Source organism: Pseudomonas sp. Tul2A7, assembly GCF_054790505.1.
On the sequence record NZ_CP186499.1, the window covers coordinates 1,097,096 to 1,115,113 of the forward strand.

Sequence of the window (18,018 nt, forward strand, 5' to 3'; positions counted from 1 at the left end):
CTGCACCTCCCATGGCCTTTTTGCTTTCGGCGACATGCCTTGGGAAGTAGGCGAACCAAAGTGGGGATACGGAGGACGTTCATTTTCACCCATTGTTTTTACTTGTTTGCCCATAGGAGCTCCCAGCATGTCGATCCAGGTCGAAGACTATTTCGCGCGCGCTACATTCGACAAAATGAAGGCGTTCGCCGACAAACAGGAAACCCCGTTCGTGGTGATCGACACCGCGATGATCGCTCAGGCCTACGATGACCTGCGCGCCGGTTTCGAATTCGCCAAGGTCTACTACGCGGTCAAGGCCAACCCGGCCGTCGAGATCATCGACCTGCTCAAAGAGAAAGGTTCGAGCTTCGACATCGCCTCGATCTACGAGCTGGACAAGGTGATGGATCGCGGCGTCAGCGCCGACCGTATCAGCTACGGCAACACCATCAAGAAATCCAAGGACATCCGCTACTTCTACGAGAAGGGCGTGCGTCTGTTCTCCACCGACTCCGAAGCTGACCTGCGCAATATCGCCAAGGCTGCACCGGGTTCGAAAGTCTATGTGCGCATCCTCACCGAGGGCTCGACCACGGCTGACTGGCCACTGTCGCGCAAATTCGGCTGCCAGACCGACATGGCCATGGACCTGCTGATCCTCGCTCGCGACCTCGGTCTGGTGCCTTACGGCATCTCCTTCCACGTCGGTTCGCAACAGCGCGACATCAGCGTCTGGGACGCAGCGATTGCCAAGGTCAAAGTGATCTTCGAGCGTCTGAAAGAAGAAGACGGCATTCACCTGAAGCTGATCAACATGGGCGGTGGCTTCCCGGCCAACTACATCACCCGCACCAACAGCCTGGAAACCTACGCCGAAGAAATCATCCGTTTCCTGAAGGAAGACTTCGGTGATGAGCTGCCGGAAATCATTCTCGAGCCGGGCCGTTCGCTGATCGCCAACGCCGGTATTCTGGTCAGCGAAGTGGTGCTGGTTGCACGCAAGTCGCGCACCGCTGTTGAACGTTGGGTTTATACCGATGTGGGCAAGTTCTCCGGGCTGATCGAAACCATGGACGAAGCGATCAAGTTCCCGATCTGGACCGAGAAGAAAGGCGAGATGGAAGAAGTCGTCATCGCTGGCCCGACTTGCGACAGCGCCGACATCATGTACGAGAACTACAAGTACGGTCTGCCACTGAACCTGGCGATCGGTGATCGGTTGTACTGGTTATCGACGGGTGCTTACACCACCAGTTATAGCGCGGTTGAGTTCAATGGCTTCCCGCCCTTGAAGTCATATTACGTATAATAACTGGCAACTCCAAAAAACCCGTGCCCAGGCACGGGTTTTTTATTTAGATATTGACACCGCAACTACACGCCAACAACAAGTTACATAGAAAACATATACCTCGCACATAAAACAACTCTAACCTACGAACTCAATATCACTTGCAAAGGATTAAAAAGTGCAAACGAGTTCAACTAAATCAATCACAAAGAACGATATAAAGAAAATCAAGGACTACATCGCTACCGCGCAATCACTGCCGCGCTCGATCGCGGATATTGAAAAGCAGTTACAGGCAAAAAATACCGGCATTGTCGGGCTTGAACCATTTGATATTGTCGAACTGAACCATAAGGTCATCAACAACGCCAATTCATGGGGTGATATCGAATACGCCATGAAGCGCGTCGGTGGCAGCCTGGCAGCCTTCTCGGAGGACCTGGAAAACTTTGGCCAGGAAATCATCGACGCCATCACAACCATGCCCGGCTACTTGAATTATCTCGGCACCATCAGCACGCTCACCGAGGATGAAATAAACAGTCTGCCGCCATTGGAAATAGGCAAGACGGAGAAAAACCGATTTGGCTCCATTCAGGAATCGCTGGTGTTTATCGCCGATTCCATCGATGAGAAGAAGCTCAATAGTCAAGACGTGATACTGCGCCTGCAGTACTTCAAGGCCGAACTCAACAATATCGTCGCTCCAGGCATCGGCAGCAAGATGAAACTGGCGAACAATAACGAGATCAATCGGCAGATCACCGATTTGAACCTGGCCATTGATAAAGCTCAAGCGCGCCTCGATGAGAAGATCCGAGAGGCCGAACCCAATTTCTTCGAGCACTTTCTGGCCTTTATAAGTCCATACCCGAGGGGTGTTTATCAAACGCTGGAATTATTCGAGATTAAAAATATTGCCCCGTTGCGCGAGCAACGGGACCAACTGGTGGAGCAGGTTAAACAAAAAGACATTCTCGCCGGTACTCTTCTGCAGTTGCACACTGACCTTGACAGTCTTTTAATCTATGTGGACGGCGCCATTCAGAGCACTTCGCAACTTGAAACAGTCTGGGTGTCTATTTCCGAATATATCAACTCTTCAAAAAACAAAGTAATGGGCATGCATGACTTCCTCACGCTCAGAAGCTTCGTTTCGAGTTTGCGTGTTGTCTTGAAAAACTGGAAAACCATTCAAACCAATTCGAATGCACTGATCGCCGCATTCAACTGACTCATATAAAAAACAACGAAAAGGAAATTCTTATGACACTTGCGAGTTACCAACTCCCCGATCTAGCCACAGTTCACGACAGTCGTGAAGCCATCCGATATCAAGCGATTGTGGGCTCCGCCAATTTGTACATCAAAGCTTTGGGCAACGAGTTGCTTGGCCTCAACGCAGCCGTTGGCCACGCGGATCAACTGGCCGCCAACGCCATAACCAGCGCGATCATCGCACTGGAAACCGATGATCTGCGCGAGAACCTGCAAGCCCTGACAGCGTTGATGGCACGTCAAACAGACACCCAGACCAAGGAAGCCATCAAGGTCTACTCGACAATCTCCAGCCAACTGATTGACCTGTGCACTGACCAGATTTCGCAATTGCACGAAAAACTCGAAGACGGCGTTTACAACGTCCAGAGCGCAAGCATCAGCAACAATCGTTTCCGGCTCGCGGAACTTGCCGACGCCAGAGTCGTTCTGGAGCAGCAACTCATCACCGAGCAAGCGCCCATCGTCCAAATGAATGCTGATTTGCTCGTGCTGAACAACGCGATCAAGGAGTTCGAGAAGCTGACAATTATCGACCGCCTGAAACCACTGCTGGATCAATTGAAGACTTTGCTTGGCAAAGACGCATCAACGCCGCAAAGCGCCGCGATGGAGGCCGGCATCATTGTTGCCAACAAATTTCTGGACGAGGCCAACGAGCTGATCAAATACCAGAGCCTGACCAAAGCCCGGGACGTCATTCAGAACCGCATCTCGCAGCGTGAGGAACGCGTGTCGTCTCTGACAAGCCAGTTGCGTGAAAACGACAACAGAACCCGGCAATTGAATGACACGCAAAAAGTCATTCCCCACCGACAGGTTTACGTCAGTGAAACCAACAAACTGATCGACGCGCTGTATGCCTTTCTCGATACGGTCATGTATACGTCTCGCGATGACATCCTGGCACGCGGCGAACTCATGCTCAAAAACAGCCAGGCACTGCTCAGGTATATGAACAAGCTTCAGGGACGCTGGCTACGCGGTTGATCGCCATCCGTTGCCCCTCATTGCAGATGAGGGGCAACGGTCCGGGCCTCCAGTAAAGTCATCCTCTGACGATAGGCCTGAGCCATGCTGCGGATATCCGGATGCGGGGAGGCAAGCAGCGACTCACTGCTGACACGAAGAAAAGCCAGGTTGCCTTTGCTCATTGCTTCACCCAACCAATTGAGAGCTTCTTCGATCCGCCCCTCACCCGCCAACACCGCAGCAAAACTGAACTGCCCACGAAAATCCCCACCCTCGGCCGAACGCCGATACCAATCGCGCGCCGCTAACGGATCCGCCGGGCACACCTGCCCTTCTTCCAGATACCGCCCCAGCAGATTCATCGATTTCGCATGACCCAATTCAGCCGCGCGCCGATACAACGCCAGCGCCTGCAGACGATCCGTCGCCACACCGCGCCCGGTCGCCAGCAGATTGGCGAGGTTGTACATCGCCCAATCGAGCCCGGCCTCCGCTGCGATCCGATAATGCTGCGCAGCAACCGACGCATCCGCAGTAACGCCCCAACCATGCTCATGACAACGCCCGAGCATGTTGCGCGCCATCAAATGCCCGCGCCCCGCGGCGATGCCGAACCAGCGCAGCGCCAGCGGGTGATCCCGCTCGATGCCCTGGCCATCCAGCAAGATCTGCCCGAGCAACGCCTGCGCTTCGACTTCGCCCTCGCCCGCCGCCAGCAAAATCGCTTGCGCGGCACGGGCCGGACTTTCGCCGAGCATGGCACTGAGTTGTTCGCCGCTGAGGATTTCCTCGCGACGCAGTTGAAAACTCATACCTCGACCCATCGCCGCAGCAGGTTGTGATACGTGCCGGTGAGGCGGATCAGCGATGGGTGATCTGGCATGTCCTGCGTGAGTTGCTGAATCGCGTCGTCCATCTCGAACAACAACGCGCGCTGACTGTCTTCGCGCACCAGACTTTGCGTCCAGAAGAATGATGCATAGCGAGTACCCCGCGTAACCGCGTTGACCTTGTGCAAACTGGTGCCGGGGTACAAGACCATGTCGCCGGCCGGCAACTTCACCCGCTGCGTGCCGTAGGTGTCGTGGATTTCCAGTTCGCCGCCGTCGTAATCCTCAGGCTCGCTGAAGAACAGCGTCGCCGACAGATCGGTGCGCACCCGCTCGATGCTGCCCTTGGGCTGGCGTACCGCGTTGTCGATGTGAAAATCGAAACTGCCACCGGCCGTATAACAATTCACCAACGGCGGGAAGACTTTGTGCGGCAGCGCGGCGGACATGAACCGTGGGTTTTGCCACAACCGTTCCAGCATCGCCGCGCCGATTTCCTTGGCCAGCGGATGGCCTTCGGGCAACTGCAGATTGTGTTTGGCCTTGGCTGACTGAAAGCCCGCGGTGATCTTGCCATCGGCCCAATCGGCCTGCTCCAGTGCCTCGCGGATACGCTGCACTTCGTCTTTCGCGAACAGTCCGGGGATGTGCAGCAGCATGGCGATGTCACCTGATGGCAAAGAGGCGGCAATGGTATTGATTCTTATTGACTGTGTAAAACCCGGTGGACGAATGAACTGGCAAAAACCGTAAGGCTAAATTGTAAAGAATGTAAATTCAGTGCGAATAACAATGTTTCGCAATTGATACGAATACCTGTTTACCCTATATTCCGCCGCCTCAAATCCTTGGGGAGGGGAATAAAAATGGCACGTCAACACGCACAATTACCGGTCAGTTCACCACGTCTGCTCGCCTCTGCCATCGGTATGGCAATCACCGCCGGCACCGCTGGCCAGATGGTCTTCGCTGCGGAAAAAACCGACAGCAAAGCCGCCGGCAATGCCATCGCCCTGGACGCCACCGCCATCACTGGCGAAGCGCAGGACTCGACGTCCTACCAGGTGGAAAAAGCCTCCTCGCCCAAGTACACCGCGCCGCTGGTCGACACGCCGCGCTCGGTCACCGTGATTCCGCAACAAGTCCTCAAAGACACCGGCGCCCTGAACATGCAGGACGCGCTGCGCACCGTGCCGGGCATCACCTTCGGCGCCGGTGAAGGCGGCAACCCACAGGGCGATCGCCCGTTCATTCGTGGTTTCGACGCCCAGGGCGACACTTACCTCGACGGCGTGCGCGACACCGGTTCGCAGAGCCGCGAGATTTTCGCTGTGGAAAACATCGAAGTCAGCAAGGGCCCGAACTCCGCCATTGGCGGTCGCGGCGCAGCGGGCGGCAGCATCAACCTGGTGAGCAAGAAAGCGCACTTGGGCAACTCGTTCGACGGTGGTTTCACTTGGGGCTCCGACCAGACCCAGCGTTACACCCTCGACGGCAACTACCAGTTCAGCGACACCGCTGCTGGCCGTCTGAACCTGATGAGCCACGAGAGCAATGTCGCCGGTCGCGACAAGGTCGATTACGACCGCTGGGGTATCGCGCCTTCTCTGGCGTTTGGCCTGGGTACCGACACCCGCGTCAACCTCGACTACTACCATCTCGAAAGCAACGACACCCCGGATTCGGGCGTGCCGTACACCATTCCTGCCGGCGGTTCGGCTGCACGTACCAAGTCCAACCCGGACAAGCCGTACGCCGGTGGCGATCACAGCAACTTCTACGGTCTGGATCGCGACTTCCGCAAGGGCCGCACCGACACCGCGACCTTCGCCATCGAGCACGACCTGAGCGACTCGCTGACGATCAAGAACACCCTGCGCCACGGCACCAGCATGCAGGATTACATCCTGACCCAGCCGGACGACAGCAAGGGCAACGTCAACAATGGCAGCCTCTGGCGTCGTGCCAATACGCGGGTGAGCAACACCGAAACCACCACCAACCAGACTGACCTGTTCGGCAATTTCTACGTCGCCGGCTTCAAGAACAGCTTCTCCACCGGCGTCGAGTACACCCGTGAGGAAAGCCAGAAGTCTTCGTATAACGTCAACACCGACACCACGCCGCGCACACCGGGCAACTCCAGCACTAACTGCACCCCGTCGATGATCGGCGCGTCGAGTAACTACAACTGCACCTCGCTGTCGAACCCGAACCCGAACGACCCGTGGAACGGCGCAATCTCGCGCAACTACGCCGGCACCGATACCCAGGCCAACACCTACGCGCTGTATGTGTTCGATACGCTGGAGCTGAACGAGCAGTGGCTGGTGAACATGGGGCTTCGTTACGACCACTTCGACACCGACTACAAGACCTACAACGCCGCTGGCACCACCACGTCCAAGGGCGATGACACCAGCGAGTTCGTTACCGGTCAGTTCGGCGTCGTCTACAAGCCTGCGGAAAACGGCAGCATCTACGCCTCCTACGCCACCTCAGCCACGCCGCCGGGCAACACCCTGGGCGAAGGTCAGGAAGGCAACCCGTTGGGCGGCACGCCGGATCGCAGCGGCAACCTGCTGAGCAGCGACATGGAGCCGGAAACCACCAAGAACTACGAAATCGGTACCAAGTGGGATCTGCTCAATGATCGCTTGTCGCTGACCGCTGACATCTTCCGCACCGAGAAAGAAAACGCTCGTGTGCAAGTCGACACCACCTCGTACGAAAACGCCGGCAAGACCCGCGTGCAAGGTGTCGAGCTGTCGGCCAGCGGCAAGATCACCGACAAGTGGCAAGTGTTCGCCGGATACGCGTTCATGGACAGCGAACAAGTCGACGGCGGCCCGATGGGCAAGGCCAACGACGGCAACGAACTGCCTAACACGCCGAAAAACAGCGCCAGCCTGTGGACCACTTACCAGGTCACGCCGAAGCTGACCATCGGCGGCGGTGCGTTCTACGTCGACGACGTGTACGGCAGCGTGGCTAACACCACCATGGTTGACTCGTATGTTCGCTACGACGCGATGGCCGCGTACAAGCTCACCAAGAACGTCGACCTGCAACTCAATGTGCAGAACCTGACCAACGAAACCTATTACGACAAAGCCTTCTCGACCCACTTCGCCAATCAGGCGGCGGGCCGTACGGCATTGTTGAGCACCAACTTCCACTTCTGACCGATGTAATCAATGTGGGAGCGAGCCTGCTCGCGAAGGCGATCTTTCAGCACCATCAATGTTGACTGACACACCGCTTTCGCGAGCAGGCTCGCTCCCACAGGGGAAAGTCGGAAGTCAGGCCCCGTTCATTCAATTGAACGGGGCTTTTGTGCGTAATAAAGAACGCTTCTCGATAACCCACGGCATAATGCGCGCCGTGAAGACAATTTCCGAATGGACGGCGAGTGACGTGTTGAAGAAAACCCTGTTCCAGTTGCACTGGTTTTTTGGCATCACCGCAGGCCTGGTGCTGACGTTGATGGGCATCACCGGCGCGGCCTATTCGTTTCAGGACGAAATCCTGCGGACGCTGAATCCCTCCGTTCTGCAGGTGGAAAAACAAGTCGCCGGCGTGCTGCCGCCCGTCGAGCTGGTGGAGCGCATAGAAGCCACGTCGGGCAAAAAGGTTTCGATGCTCTGGGTTGAAACCGACAGCGGCAACGCGGCTCGCGTCTACTTCACCCCGCCCAAAGGCGAGCGTCGCGGTGAGATGCGCTACTTCGATCCGTATACCGGCGAGTTCATGGGCGATGCCGTTGGCCAGGATTTCTTCGGCCTGATGCTGCAACTGCACCGCTTCCTCGCCATGGGCGATACCGGGCGCAACATCACCGGCGCCTGCACGCTGATCCTGCTGTTCTTCTGCCTCTCCGGCCTGTACCTGCGCTGGCCACGTCAGTGGAACAGCTGGCGCGTGTGGCTGACGCTGGACTGGAAGAAAAAGGGCCGCGCCTTCAACTGGGATCTGCATTCGGTGGCGGGCACCTGGTGCCTGTTGGTTTATCTGCTGCTGGCGTTGACCGGGTTGTCGTGGTCGTACGAGTGGTACAACAAAGGCCTGACCAAATTGCTCTCCGACGCGCCGCAAAACGAGCGCGTGCGCGGCGGTCGCGGCCCGGCGCCGGAAGGTCCGGCGCCGACCGCCGATTACGCAGCGATGTGGAGCAGCATCTACAGTGCCGCCGGCCCTGGGCTGGCCGCCTACAACATCCGCATGCCGGCGGTGGCTGGCCAACCGGCAACCGTGTTCTACCTGCTCGACAGTTCGCCGCACGATCGCGCCCTGAACCAGATCACCCTCGACCCGGCCACCGGCATCGTCAAACGCGTCGATCGTTACGCCGACAAGAGCTTCAAGGCACAACTGCTGACCAGCATTTATGCGCTGCACGTCGGTAGTTACTTCGGCCTGGTCGGGCGGATCATCATTACCCTCGCGGCAGTGTGCATGCCGCTGTTTTTCATCACCGGATGGCTGCTGTACCTCGATCGTCGCCGCAAGAAAAAGCAGATCAAGGATGCGCGCCAAGGCCTCGCTCAACCGGCCGGCGATGCTTCGGCGTGGCTGATCGGTTTTGCCAGCCAGAGCGGTTTTGCCGAGCAACTGGCGTGGCAGACCGCCGGGCAATTGCAGGCCGCCGGATTGCCGGTGAAGGTGCAGCCACTGGCCAATGTCAGCGAGCAGGATCTGCGTGAATCGAACAATGCTTTGTTTGTCGTGAGCACGTTTGGCGACGGCGAAGCGCCGGACAGCGCACGCGGATTTGAGCGCAAGGTGTTGAGCAAGGCGGCAACGCTCGACAGCCTGAATTACTCGGTGCTCGGTCTCGGTGATCGTCAGTATCAGCACTTCTGTGGTTTCGCCAAACGCCTGCACCAATGGTTGGCTGAGCACGGCGGCAAGACATTGTTTGCCCCGGTGGAAGTCGACAGCGGTGATCCGTATGCCCTGCGCCACTGGCAGACTCAATTGGGCCTGCTCACCGGGCAAGCCCCCATCGATACTTGGCAGGCGCCGAGTTACGACAACTGGACGCTGGTCCGCCGCGAACTGATGAACCCGGACAGCAGCGGTGCGCCGGTTTACCTGCTGGGTTTGAGCGCACCGAATACCAGCAGTTGGCTGGCCGGCGACCTGGTCGAAGTACTGCCACGCAACTGCCCGTGGGCCATCGAACACTTCCTCGACGGTCTCGGCATTCGTGGCGAGACCACAGTGAAAATCAACGGTCTCGACGAGCCGCTGGAAGTCGCGCTGGCGTCGCGGCAATTGCCTGAGCACCGTGCACATCTGGTCGGTTTGCATGCGCAATCGCTGGTCGATGCGATGGTGCCGCTGGCCATGCGCGAATACTCGATCGCCTCGATTGCCGCCGACGGTGTGCTGGAGTTGATCGTGCGTCAGGAACAGCACGCGGACGGTAGCCTGGGCATCGGTTCCGGCTGGCTGACTGAACACGCGCCAGTGGGCGGCAGTATCAGTTTGCGGGTTCGGCGCAACAGTGGTTTCCATCTGCCGAACGAACCCGTACCGATGATTCTGCTGGGTAACGGCACCGGGCTGGCCGGGCTGCGCAGTTTGCTCAAGGCGCGGATCGCCGATGGTCAACAGCGCCAGTGGTTGTTGTTTGGCGAGCGCAATCGTGAACACGATTTCCTCTGCCGCGCAGAGCTGGAAGAGTGGTTGATCAATGGTGATCTGGCGCGGCTGGATCTGGCGTTTTCGCGGGATCAGGCGGAGAAGGTTTATGTGCAGGATCGTTTGCGTGAGTCGGCTGATGAGTTGAAGAAATGGCTGGCGGAGGGGGCGGTGATTTATATCTGCGGCAGCTTGCAGGGAATGGCTTCGGGGGTTGATCAGGTGCTTAACGATATTCTCGGGGCAGCCGAAGTGGAGCGGTTGATTGAGCAGGGCCGCTACCGTCGCGACGTCTATTAAAAGCCCCTCACCCTAGCCCTCTCCCAAAGGGAGAGGGGACTGACCGTGAGAGATTCACGCAATACGCCGACCTGAACGTCCTCTGCCGAATCCATAATCGACACGGTCTTCCAGGTCGGCGTATTTCTTTAGACACCTCCGTCGGCCCCCTCTCCCTCCGGGAGAGGGCTGGGGTGAGGGTTAGCCTTTGATCTTTAAGCAGGCTGCAATTTTTTCTCGAAAACCGCCACCCCATTCAAATCCCGCAACACCACACTCATCTCCCCACTTACCCCTTCAATATTCACCTCGCCAAAAAACTGAAACCCGGCAAACGGCGACGCGTTCTGCACCGGCGGCGCCTTCTCGAACACCACCTCAGGGCCAAAAGTTTTATCCAGCGGATTAGGCCCAAAGCTCCCGGCATTCAAGGGCCCGGCAACAAACTCCCAGAACGGCTCGAAATCCTGAAACGCCGCACGATCCGGGTGATAGTGATGCGCCGCGCAGTAGTGCACGTCGGCCGTGAGGAAGACAAAATTGCGCACCTGCTGCTTACGCAGATAACCGAGCAACTCGGCGATTTCCACCTCGCGCCCCTGCGCCGGTCCCGGATCACCGTTAGCCACCGCTTCCCAACGCGCGACACCCGGACTGACCTCACCATCCGGCACGCCCAGACCAATCGGCATGTCGGCGGCGATGACCTTCCATTGGGCTTTGGATTTCTTCAATCCACGCTTGAGCCAGTCCAGTTGCTCACGCCCCAGAAACGGTTTCGCCGCGCCGAGGTTGTCGTCATTGGCGCCGCGATAACTGCGCATGTCGAGCACGAACACATCGAGCATCGGTCCATAACTGAGCTTGCGATAAATCCGCCCGCCGCCGTCGGCAGCCTGCAAACGCATTGGCGAATATTCCAGCCACGCCTTACGGGCGCGCCCGACCAGGGTGTGGATATCTTTCTCCTGATAGCGCTCGTCGAGCTGTTTGCCGGGTGACCAGTTGTTGACCACTTCATGGTCGTCCCACTGCCAGATCTGCGGCACCTCGGCGTTGAACCGACGGATGTTTTCGTCCATCAGGTTGTAGCGGTAGTTGCCGCGATAGTCGTCGAGAGTCTGCGCGACTTTGCTCTTGGCTTCGGTGGTGAGGTTGCGCCAGATACGACCATTTTCGGTGGTGAGCTGCGCGGGCACCGGGCCGTCGGCGTAGATGGTGTCGCCGCTGTGGATAAAAAAATCCGGCAGGCGCAGGCGCATGGCTTCGTAGATGCGCATGCCGCCGATGTCCGTGTTGATGCCAAAGCCCTGGCCGACGGTGTCGCCGCTCCAGACGAAACGAATATTGCGCCGCGCCGTCGGAGCGCTGCGCAGGTGACCGAGCCACGGTTCGCTGGCGACGCCGGTGCGGGCGTCCTTGAAATACACGCGATAGAAAATCGCCTGATCGGCGGGCAGCCCGATCAGTTCAACGCGGGCGGTAAAGTCGCTGCGGGCATCGGCCAGCGCCGAGACTACCCGACGCGGGTGACGAAACTGGCTGCGGGTGTCCCACTCGACCACCATATGCGCGGGGCGATCGCTGCGGCTCCAGATCATCGCGCGGTCGCCTTGCAGGTCGCCGGACTGCACGCCATCGGTCAACTGCGGGCGATCCTTGACCGAGGCAATCACCGCCGGTGCCAGGCTTGGCATCAGCAGACCGGCACCAACGACTTGCATGACACGCCGGCGACCGGGGTTGAAATCGCTCATGGTGTTCTCCCTGAAAAAAGGAAAACTTAAGCACGCCTATATGAACTCGCCATGACACCACTAACCATTGTGGGAGCGAGCCTGCTCGCGAAAGCGGTGTGCCAGTCAACATACATGTCGCTGGCAGATTGCATTCGCGAGCAGGCTCGCTCCCACAGGGGATTTGTGTTGTCAGTCAGGCCTTGGCGGGTTCGAGGGCCAGCTCGACGGCTTCCGGGCGTTTGACCGTTGCATAGACCACAGCAGTCAACAAACTCCCCGCGACAATCGCCAGCAGATACAGCAACGCATGATTGATCGCATTCGGAATCGCCAACACAAACAAGCCACCATGCGGCGCCATTAGTTTGCAGCCGAAATACATCGACAGCGCACCGGTCAGCGCGCCACCGGCAATACTCGCCGGAATCACCCGCAACGGGTCTTTCGCGGCAAACGGAATCGCCCCTTCGGAGATAAAGCACAACCCCAGCACCAGTGCCGCTTTCCCAGCCTCGCGCTCGGTCTGAGCGAACTTGCGCCGTGCAATAAACGTGGCGATACCCAGGCCAATCGGCGGCACCATCCCGGCGGCCATGGTCGCGGCCATCGGCGCATAACTCTGCGACGCCAGCAGACCCACCGAGAACGCATACGCGGCTTTGTTGATCGGCCCGCCGAGGTCAACGCACATCATGCTGCCGAGCAACACGCCGAGCAGAATCGCGTTGGTGGTGCCCATGCTGTCGAGGAAATGCGTCAGCGCCCCGAGCATGCCAGCGACCGGTTTACCGACCACGTAAATCATCACCAGACCGGTGATCAGGCTGGCAAACAACGGGATGATCAGAATCGGTTTCAGTGCTTCAAGACTTTGCGGCAAGGCGACATATCGGCTGATCGCCTTCGCCGCATAACCGGCGATGAAACCAGCGACGATGCCACCGATAAACCCCGCGCCCAGCGTGCTCGCGAGCAAGCCACCAATCATCCCCGGCGCCAGGCCCGGACGGTCGGCAATCGAGTAAGCGATGTAACCGGCCAGCAGCGGCACCATCAACTTGAACGCGGTCTCGCCGCCGATCTGCATCAATGCCGCAGCCAGCGTGCCTTCTTCCTTGAACGCGGTGATGCCGAACATGAATGACAAGGCGATCATCAAACCGCCCGCCACCACCATCGGCAGCATGAACGACACGCCGGTCAGCAGGTGTTTGTAGACGCCGGTTTTTTCTTGCTTGGCCGGTGCCTTGCCGTCACCCGCAGCACTTTCCACAACACCTTCGGCCAGCGCTTTTTTCAGCGTGGCTTCGGACTGTTTCAACGCAATCCCGGTACCGCAACGATAGATCTTCTTGCCGGCAAAACGCTCGGTGGCAACTTCGATATCTGCCGCCAGCAACACCACGTCGGCTTCGGCAATCGCCGCTGCGCTCAACGGGGTTTTCGCGCCCACCGAGCCTTGGGTTTCGACCTGCAATTCATAGCCCAGACGCTTGGCAGTTTGCTGCAAAGCTTCGGCGGCCATGAAGGTGTGAGCGACACCGGTCGGGCACGCGGTGATGGCGACGATGCGTGGCGCGCGCGCTGCATCGGCAACCGGTTCAGCCGCGCTGGCGACGTAAACTTCTGCCTCTTCCGCGCCACGGCGCAGCACCGCTTCAACATCCTGCAACGCCTGCGCCGGGGCAATCTGGAACACCCGTTTGCCGACAAAGCGGCTCATGTCGACCGCACCTGTGGTGACCAGCAAAACCCACTCGGCCGCTGCAATGGTCGCCGCCGACAACTCGCGTTCCGGGTGCGCCGCATCGACCACTTCCACGCTGGTGCTCCAACCCTGACGCTGCGCCGCCGCATCGAGCAAACGCGCGCACAGCACACTGGTGACCATGCCGTTCGGGCAAGCCGTAACAATGGCTAATTTCATGACAAACCCTCTTATTGTTCTGTCAGGGGGCGAACGCGCACGCCCTGTTCGAGCTGCGCCAGTTGCGCAGCGTCGTTGATGCCGAAACCGATCTGGGTCACCGCCATCGCGGCGATCGCGGTGGCCGTGCGCAGAGTTTGTTCAGGCGTGTCGGCGCTGAGCAAACCGTGGAGCATGCCGGCCAGCAGCGAATCACCGGCACCGACCGTGCTGGCAACGCTGACCTTTGGTGGCGTGGCGTGCAGCGCCGAACCGACGCTGAACCAGTTCACGCCATCAGCACCGTGGGAAATCACCACGTGCTCGATGCCTTGCGCATGCAAACGCGCCGCTGCTTGCGCTTCCGCCGCGTGAGAAACCACGTCGCAACCGAGGGCGTCGGCGAGTTCTTCGGTGTTTGGTTTGATCAGCCATGGACTGGCTTTCAAAGCTTCGCGCAACGCTTCGCCGCTGGAGTCGAGAGCGACTTTCAGACCGAGCTGGTTGAGCCGTTCGATCAACTCGCGCAACCACTGCGCCGTGACGCCACGGGGCAAACTGCCGGCGACCACCACGGCGTCGTGACCCGGTGCAATCTGCACCAGTCGATCGAGCAACGCCTGCTGCGCGGCGGCATCGACCACCGGTCCAGGGCCGTTGATGTCGGTGATGCGGCCATCCTGTTCGGCGATCTTGATGTTGCTGCGCGTCTCGCCCGGCACGCGGATAAACGCGTCGACAAAACCGCGCTTGGCGAACAGGGTTTCGAACGCTTGCAGATTGTCTTCGCCGAGAAAACCGCTGACCGTCAATTGATGACCAAGGTCGGCAAGCACCTGCGCGACGTTCACGCCTTTGCCGGCGGCGTGGGTGTGCATCTCGTCGCTGCGATTGACCTGACCGGCCTCCAGCCGTGGCAGTTCGACGGTGAGGTCGAGCGCCGGGTTGAGGGTCAGGGTAAGAATCTTGGCCATTACAGGGCCTCCACTAATGCGCGCACTTCATTCGCGCTGCCCACGGCCAGGGCCTGTTGAGCAAGGGTTTGCGCCTGAGTCAGGCTGAGTTCGCGGATGCGCGCTTTCACTTCAGCAATGCTGCGCCCGGAGACACTGAGTTCATCGACACCGAGACCGACCAGCACCGGCACCGCCAACGGATCCGCCGCCAATTCGCCACAGACGCCAACCCATTTGCCATGGGCATGGGCCGCGCGCACGGTGATGTCGATCAGTTGCAGCACCGCCGGGTGCAAGCCATCCGCCTGCGCCGACAGGGTCGGATGGCCACGGTCGATGGCCAGGGTGTATTGCGTCAGGTCGTTGGTGCCGACGCTGAAGAAATCGACTTCCTTGGCCAGCACCGGCGCAAGCAGAGCGGCGGACGGCACTTCGATCATGATCCCCAGTTGCAGATCGGCGACCGGGATTTCCAGACGCAAACGTTCGGTCATGTCGCGGGCCTGACGCCACTCTTCGACGCTGCCGACCATCGGGAACATGATCCGCAACGGACGGTTGTCCGCCGAACGCAGCAAGGCGCGCAGTTGCGCTTCCATGATCTGCGGACGTTGCAGGGTCAGGCGAATGCCGCGCACGCCGAGGAACGGGTTTTCTTCCTTGGCGATCGGCCAATACGGCAGCGGTTTGTCGCCGCCGACATCCAGCGTGCGCACCACCAATGGCCGCCCGGCGAGGCCATCGAGGACGCGGCGGTATTCGGCTTCTTGCGTGGCCTCGTCGGGCGCTTGCGGATGGGCCATGAAAATCAGTTCGGTGCGCAGCAGACCGATGCCCTCGGCGCCCTGCTCCACTGCACTGATCACGCCCGCGCTTTCGCCGATGTTGGCGAACACTTCGACCGCATGACCGTCGGTGGTGTGTGCCGGTTGATGGCGTTGCTCGGCGGCAATTTTCAGACGTTGTTCGCGGGTGTCGCGCTCTTCGGCGGCGCGTTGCAGAGTCGCGGCATCGGCGTCGACATGCAGGCGACCGCGTTGACCGTCGAGCAGCAACGGCGTGCCCGGCGCCAGCAACAACACCGCTGCGCCAGCGCCGACCAGCGCCGGAATTCCGAGCGCTCGCGCAACGATTGCACTGTGCGCGGTGGCGCCGCCGCGTGCGGTGAGAATCCCCGCTACGCGTGCCGGATCCAGCCGCGCGACGTCGGACGGGCCGACTTCGTCCATCACCAGAATGTACGGTTGCTCAGGCTCGCTCGCGGTTTGCACGCCACACAGTTGCGCCAGGACGCGACGGCCGATATCACGCAGATCCGCCGCACGCTCGGCGAGCAAAGCGTCCTGCAACGATTCCTGCTGTTTGGCCGCCGCTTCGATCACCGCCATCCATGCCGCCTCGGCGCTTTCGCCCTGCTTGAGGCGCGTGTCGACTTCGTCGGTCAGTTCCGGGTCGTCGAGCATTTCCTGATGGGTGATGAAGATCTCGCGGATGGCTTTGGCTTTGCTGCGTTCGATCAGGCCCTGAATGTCTCCGCGCACGTCGCTGAGCGCTTGCTTGAGACGTTCGCGCTCGACGGCGGCGGACTCGCCGCGCAACGGGTAATCGATGGTTTGCTGCACTTGAATATGCGCAGGCCCGATGGCGATGCCGGGTGCTGCCGGGATCGCCTGCAACTGAGCGCCGGACGCCGGAGCGATCAGCACTTCGGCGATGTCGGCAATGACTTCGCGTTGCTGACTCACCGCTGGCAGCGGCTCGACTTCTTCGCCGAGGCCTTCTTCGATGGCGGCCAAGAGTGCCGGCAAGGCATCAGCGGCGATGCTCGGCTCGGCGATCAACTCCAGCACCTGACCACGACGGGCGCCAAGGCTGAGCAGTTTGCTCAAACTCTTCACCGACACGGCGCTGTCCTGACCGTCGACGATGCGCACACGAATTTCGCCATCAAAACTCTTCGCCAGTTGCGCGAGGATCTTCGCCGGGCGCGCATGCAGACCGTGGGCGTTGGCCAGGGCAATACGCGCGCTAGGCCAGTCGGCGGGCAATTCACCGCCGAGCACTTCGAGAACTTTGCGACTGCTGGTAGCGCGGCCCAGTTCATGGCCACGACCTTCGATGAGCAACGCACACAGGCGTTCAAGCAACGCTTGATGTGCCTCGCCGAGGCTGGCCAGGCAGAACAGACCGCTGAGCGGCTGACCGAGGTAGCGCATCGGTTTGTCCGGCGTCACGAACGCCAGCCCCGGACGTTTCACGGTCTGCTCGCTGTGCAACCACCACAAACCATCACCCAGCGGCAGCGCTTCGACCTGCTGCAACACGCCGGCAAAACCGTTGCTCACACAATCGGCCTGCCGCAGCAGACGTGCGCCACGCCAGACCAGTTCTTCGAAATCATCGGCGGAGACACCGAGGCCAATCATCTGCGCGTCCAGCGCCAGTTCCTGCGGCGCGCCTTGCAGCAGTTTCAGCAGCGCCTCAGGTGAACTGGCGCGACGCAGGGCCTGGCCCAGATCGGTCTCGCCGAGGGCACGGGTCAGCAGTTGCAGCAGGCGCAGGTGTTCGTCGGATTTGGCCGCGATACCGATCGCCAGATAAACGATCTGGCCATCGCCCCAATCCACGCCTTCCGGGAACTGCATCAGGCGCACGCCAGTAGCGAACACCTGATCGCGGGTTTCCGGAGTGCCGTGGGGAATGGCAATACCTTGACCGAGAAAGGTCGAGCCCTGGGCTTCCCGTGCCTGCAATCCAGCGAGGTAACCGTCGGCAACCAGACCATCGGCCACCAGGTGATTGGCGAGCAGTTGCAAGGCAGCGGGTTTATCCACAGCCGATTGGCCCATGGATATCTGCTCTATAGTGAGCTCGAGCATGCGATCTCCTTTTTGGCGCTTTATGAGTGCCAGGTATTGTTTTGGATGGTTTGCAGCTTAGGCGCTTTACCGCTTTGCTTTTCAGCGGCAGTTTTGGCGGTTTCACGGCAGAACCGGCCAAAGACGTCTAAAACGTAGAAAATACGCTTGCTGAAACGTTTAATCTAGATTGATCGGCACGTTACTCGATAATGTCCCATCCTTGAAGTCCAACTTGTCGGATGCGCTGCGACAATAGTCGCCTGCCCTAATCGGGTAGG

The 18,018-nt window shown here is 59.5% G+C and carries 11 protein-coding genes; 5 read left to right on the plus strand and 6 right to left on the minus strand.

Annotated elements, in window-relative coordinates; genetic code table 11:
* The first annotated feature begins 127 nt into the window (after positions 1-127).
* From ACOYXJ_RS05160 to ACOYXJ_RS05170, 3 genes are all read left to right on the plus strand, one after another.
* Positions 128-1,291, plus strand: a complete 1,164-nt coding sequence (locus ACOYXJ_RS05160) for a type III PLP-dependent enzyme (protein ID WP_460368239.1) — start codon at positions 128-130, stop codon at positions 1,289-1,291.
* A 160-nt stretch (positions 1,292-1,451) separates the two neighbouring features.
* Positions 1,452-2,507: an alpha-xenorhabdolysin family binary toxin subunit A gene (locus tag ACOYXJ_RS05165; protein ID WP_460368241.1), complete on the plus strand. Its 1,056-nt coding sequence runs from the start codon at positions 1,452-1,454 to the stop codon at positions 2,505-2,507.
* Between the two features lie 32 nt (positions 2,508-2,539).
* Entirely contained in the window at positions 2,540-3,541 is a 1,002-nt protein-coding gene (locus ACOYXJ_RS05170; RefSeq protein ID WP_460368243.1) for an alpha-xenorhabdolysin family binary toxin subunit B, read from the plus strand.
* 17 nt (positions 3,542-3,558) lie between these two features.
* Here the strand turns inward: ACOYXJ_RS05170 and ACOYXJ_RS05175 are convergent, their stop codons facing one another.
* Positions 3,559-4,335: a tetratricopeptide repeat protein gene (locus ACOYXJ_RS05175; protein ID WP_460368245.1), complete on the minus strand. Its 777-nt coding sequence runs from the start codon at positions 4,333-4,335 to the stop codon at positions 3,559-3,561.
* The gene (locus ACOYXJ_RS05180; protein WP_460368247.1) at positions 4,332-5,012 is read right to left on the minus strand and encodes a Fe2+-dependent dioxygenase; all 681 of its coding nucleotides are present in this window, start codon (positions 5,010-5,012) and stop codon (positions 4,332-4,334) included. Before ACOYXJ_RS05180 ends, ACOYXJ_RS05175 begins: the two co-directional genes overlap by 4 nt.
* Positions 5,013-5,219: 207 nt before the next feature.
* On the opposite strand from ACOYXJ_RS05180, the gene ACOYXJ_RS05185 reads away from it, so the two are divergent.
* Both ACOYXJ_RS05185 and ACOYXJ_RS05190 read left to right on the plus strand, forming a co-directional pair.
* Positions 5,220-7,538: a TonB-dependent receptor gene (locus tag ACOYXJ_RS05185; protein WP_460368249.1), complete on the plus strand. Its 2,319-nt coding sequence runs from the start codon at positions 5,220-5,222 to the stop codon at positions 7,536-7,538.
* A 232-nt stretch (positions 7,539-7,770) separates the two neighbouring features.
* On the plus strand, positions 7,771-10,299 hold the full coding sequence (locus ACOYXJ_RS05190; RefSeq protein ID WP_460373086.1) for a PepSY domain-containing protein: 2,529 nt from the start codon (positions 7,771-7,773) through the stop codon (positions 10,297-10,299).
* A 194-nt stretch (positions 10,300-10,493) separates the two neighbouring features.
* Here the strand turns inward: ACOYXJ_RS05190 and ACOYXJ_RS05195 are convergent, their stop codons facing one another.
* The 4 genes from ACOYXJ_RS05195 to ptsP all read right to left on the minus strand — a co-directional run bounded on the left by ACOYXJ_RS05195 (position 10,494) and on the right by ptsP (position 17,758).
* The gene (locus ACOYXJ_RS05195; RefSeq protein WP_460368251.1) at positions 10,494-12,035 is read right to left on the minus strand and encodes an alkaline phosphatase D family protein; all 1,542 of its coding nucleotides are present in this window, start codon (positions 12,033-12,035) and stop codon (positions 10,494-10,496) included.
* A gap of 175 nt (positions 12,036-12,210) precedes the next feature.
* Entirely contained in the window at positions 12,211-13,944 is a 1,734-nt protein-coding gene (locus tag ACOYXJ_RS05200) for a PTS fructose-like transporter subunit IIB (protein ID WP_460368253.1), read from the minus strand.
* Positions 13,945-13,955: 11 nt separating this feature from the next.
* On the minus strand, positions 13,956-14,897 hold the full coding sequence (gene pfkB, locus ACOYXJ_RS05205; RefSeq protein WP_460368256.1) for a 1-phosphofructokinase: 942 nt from the start codon (positions 14,895-14,897) through the stop codon (positions 13,956-13,958).
* On the minus strand, positions 14,897-17,758 hold the full coding sequence (ptsP, locus tag ACOYXJ_RS05210; protein WP_460368258.1) for a phosphoenolpyruvate--protein phosphotransferase: 2,862 nt from the start codon (positions 17,756-17,758) through the stop codon (positions 14,897-14,899). The genes pfkB and ptsP overlap by 1 nt, the downstream gene beginning before the upstream one ends.
* Positions 17,759-18,018 lie beyond the last annotated feature (260 nt).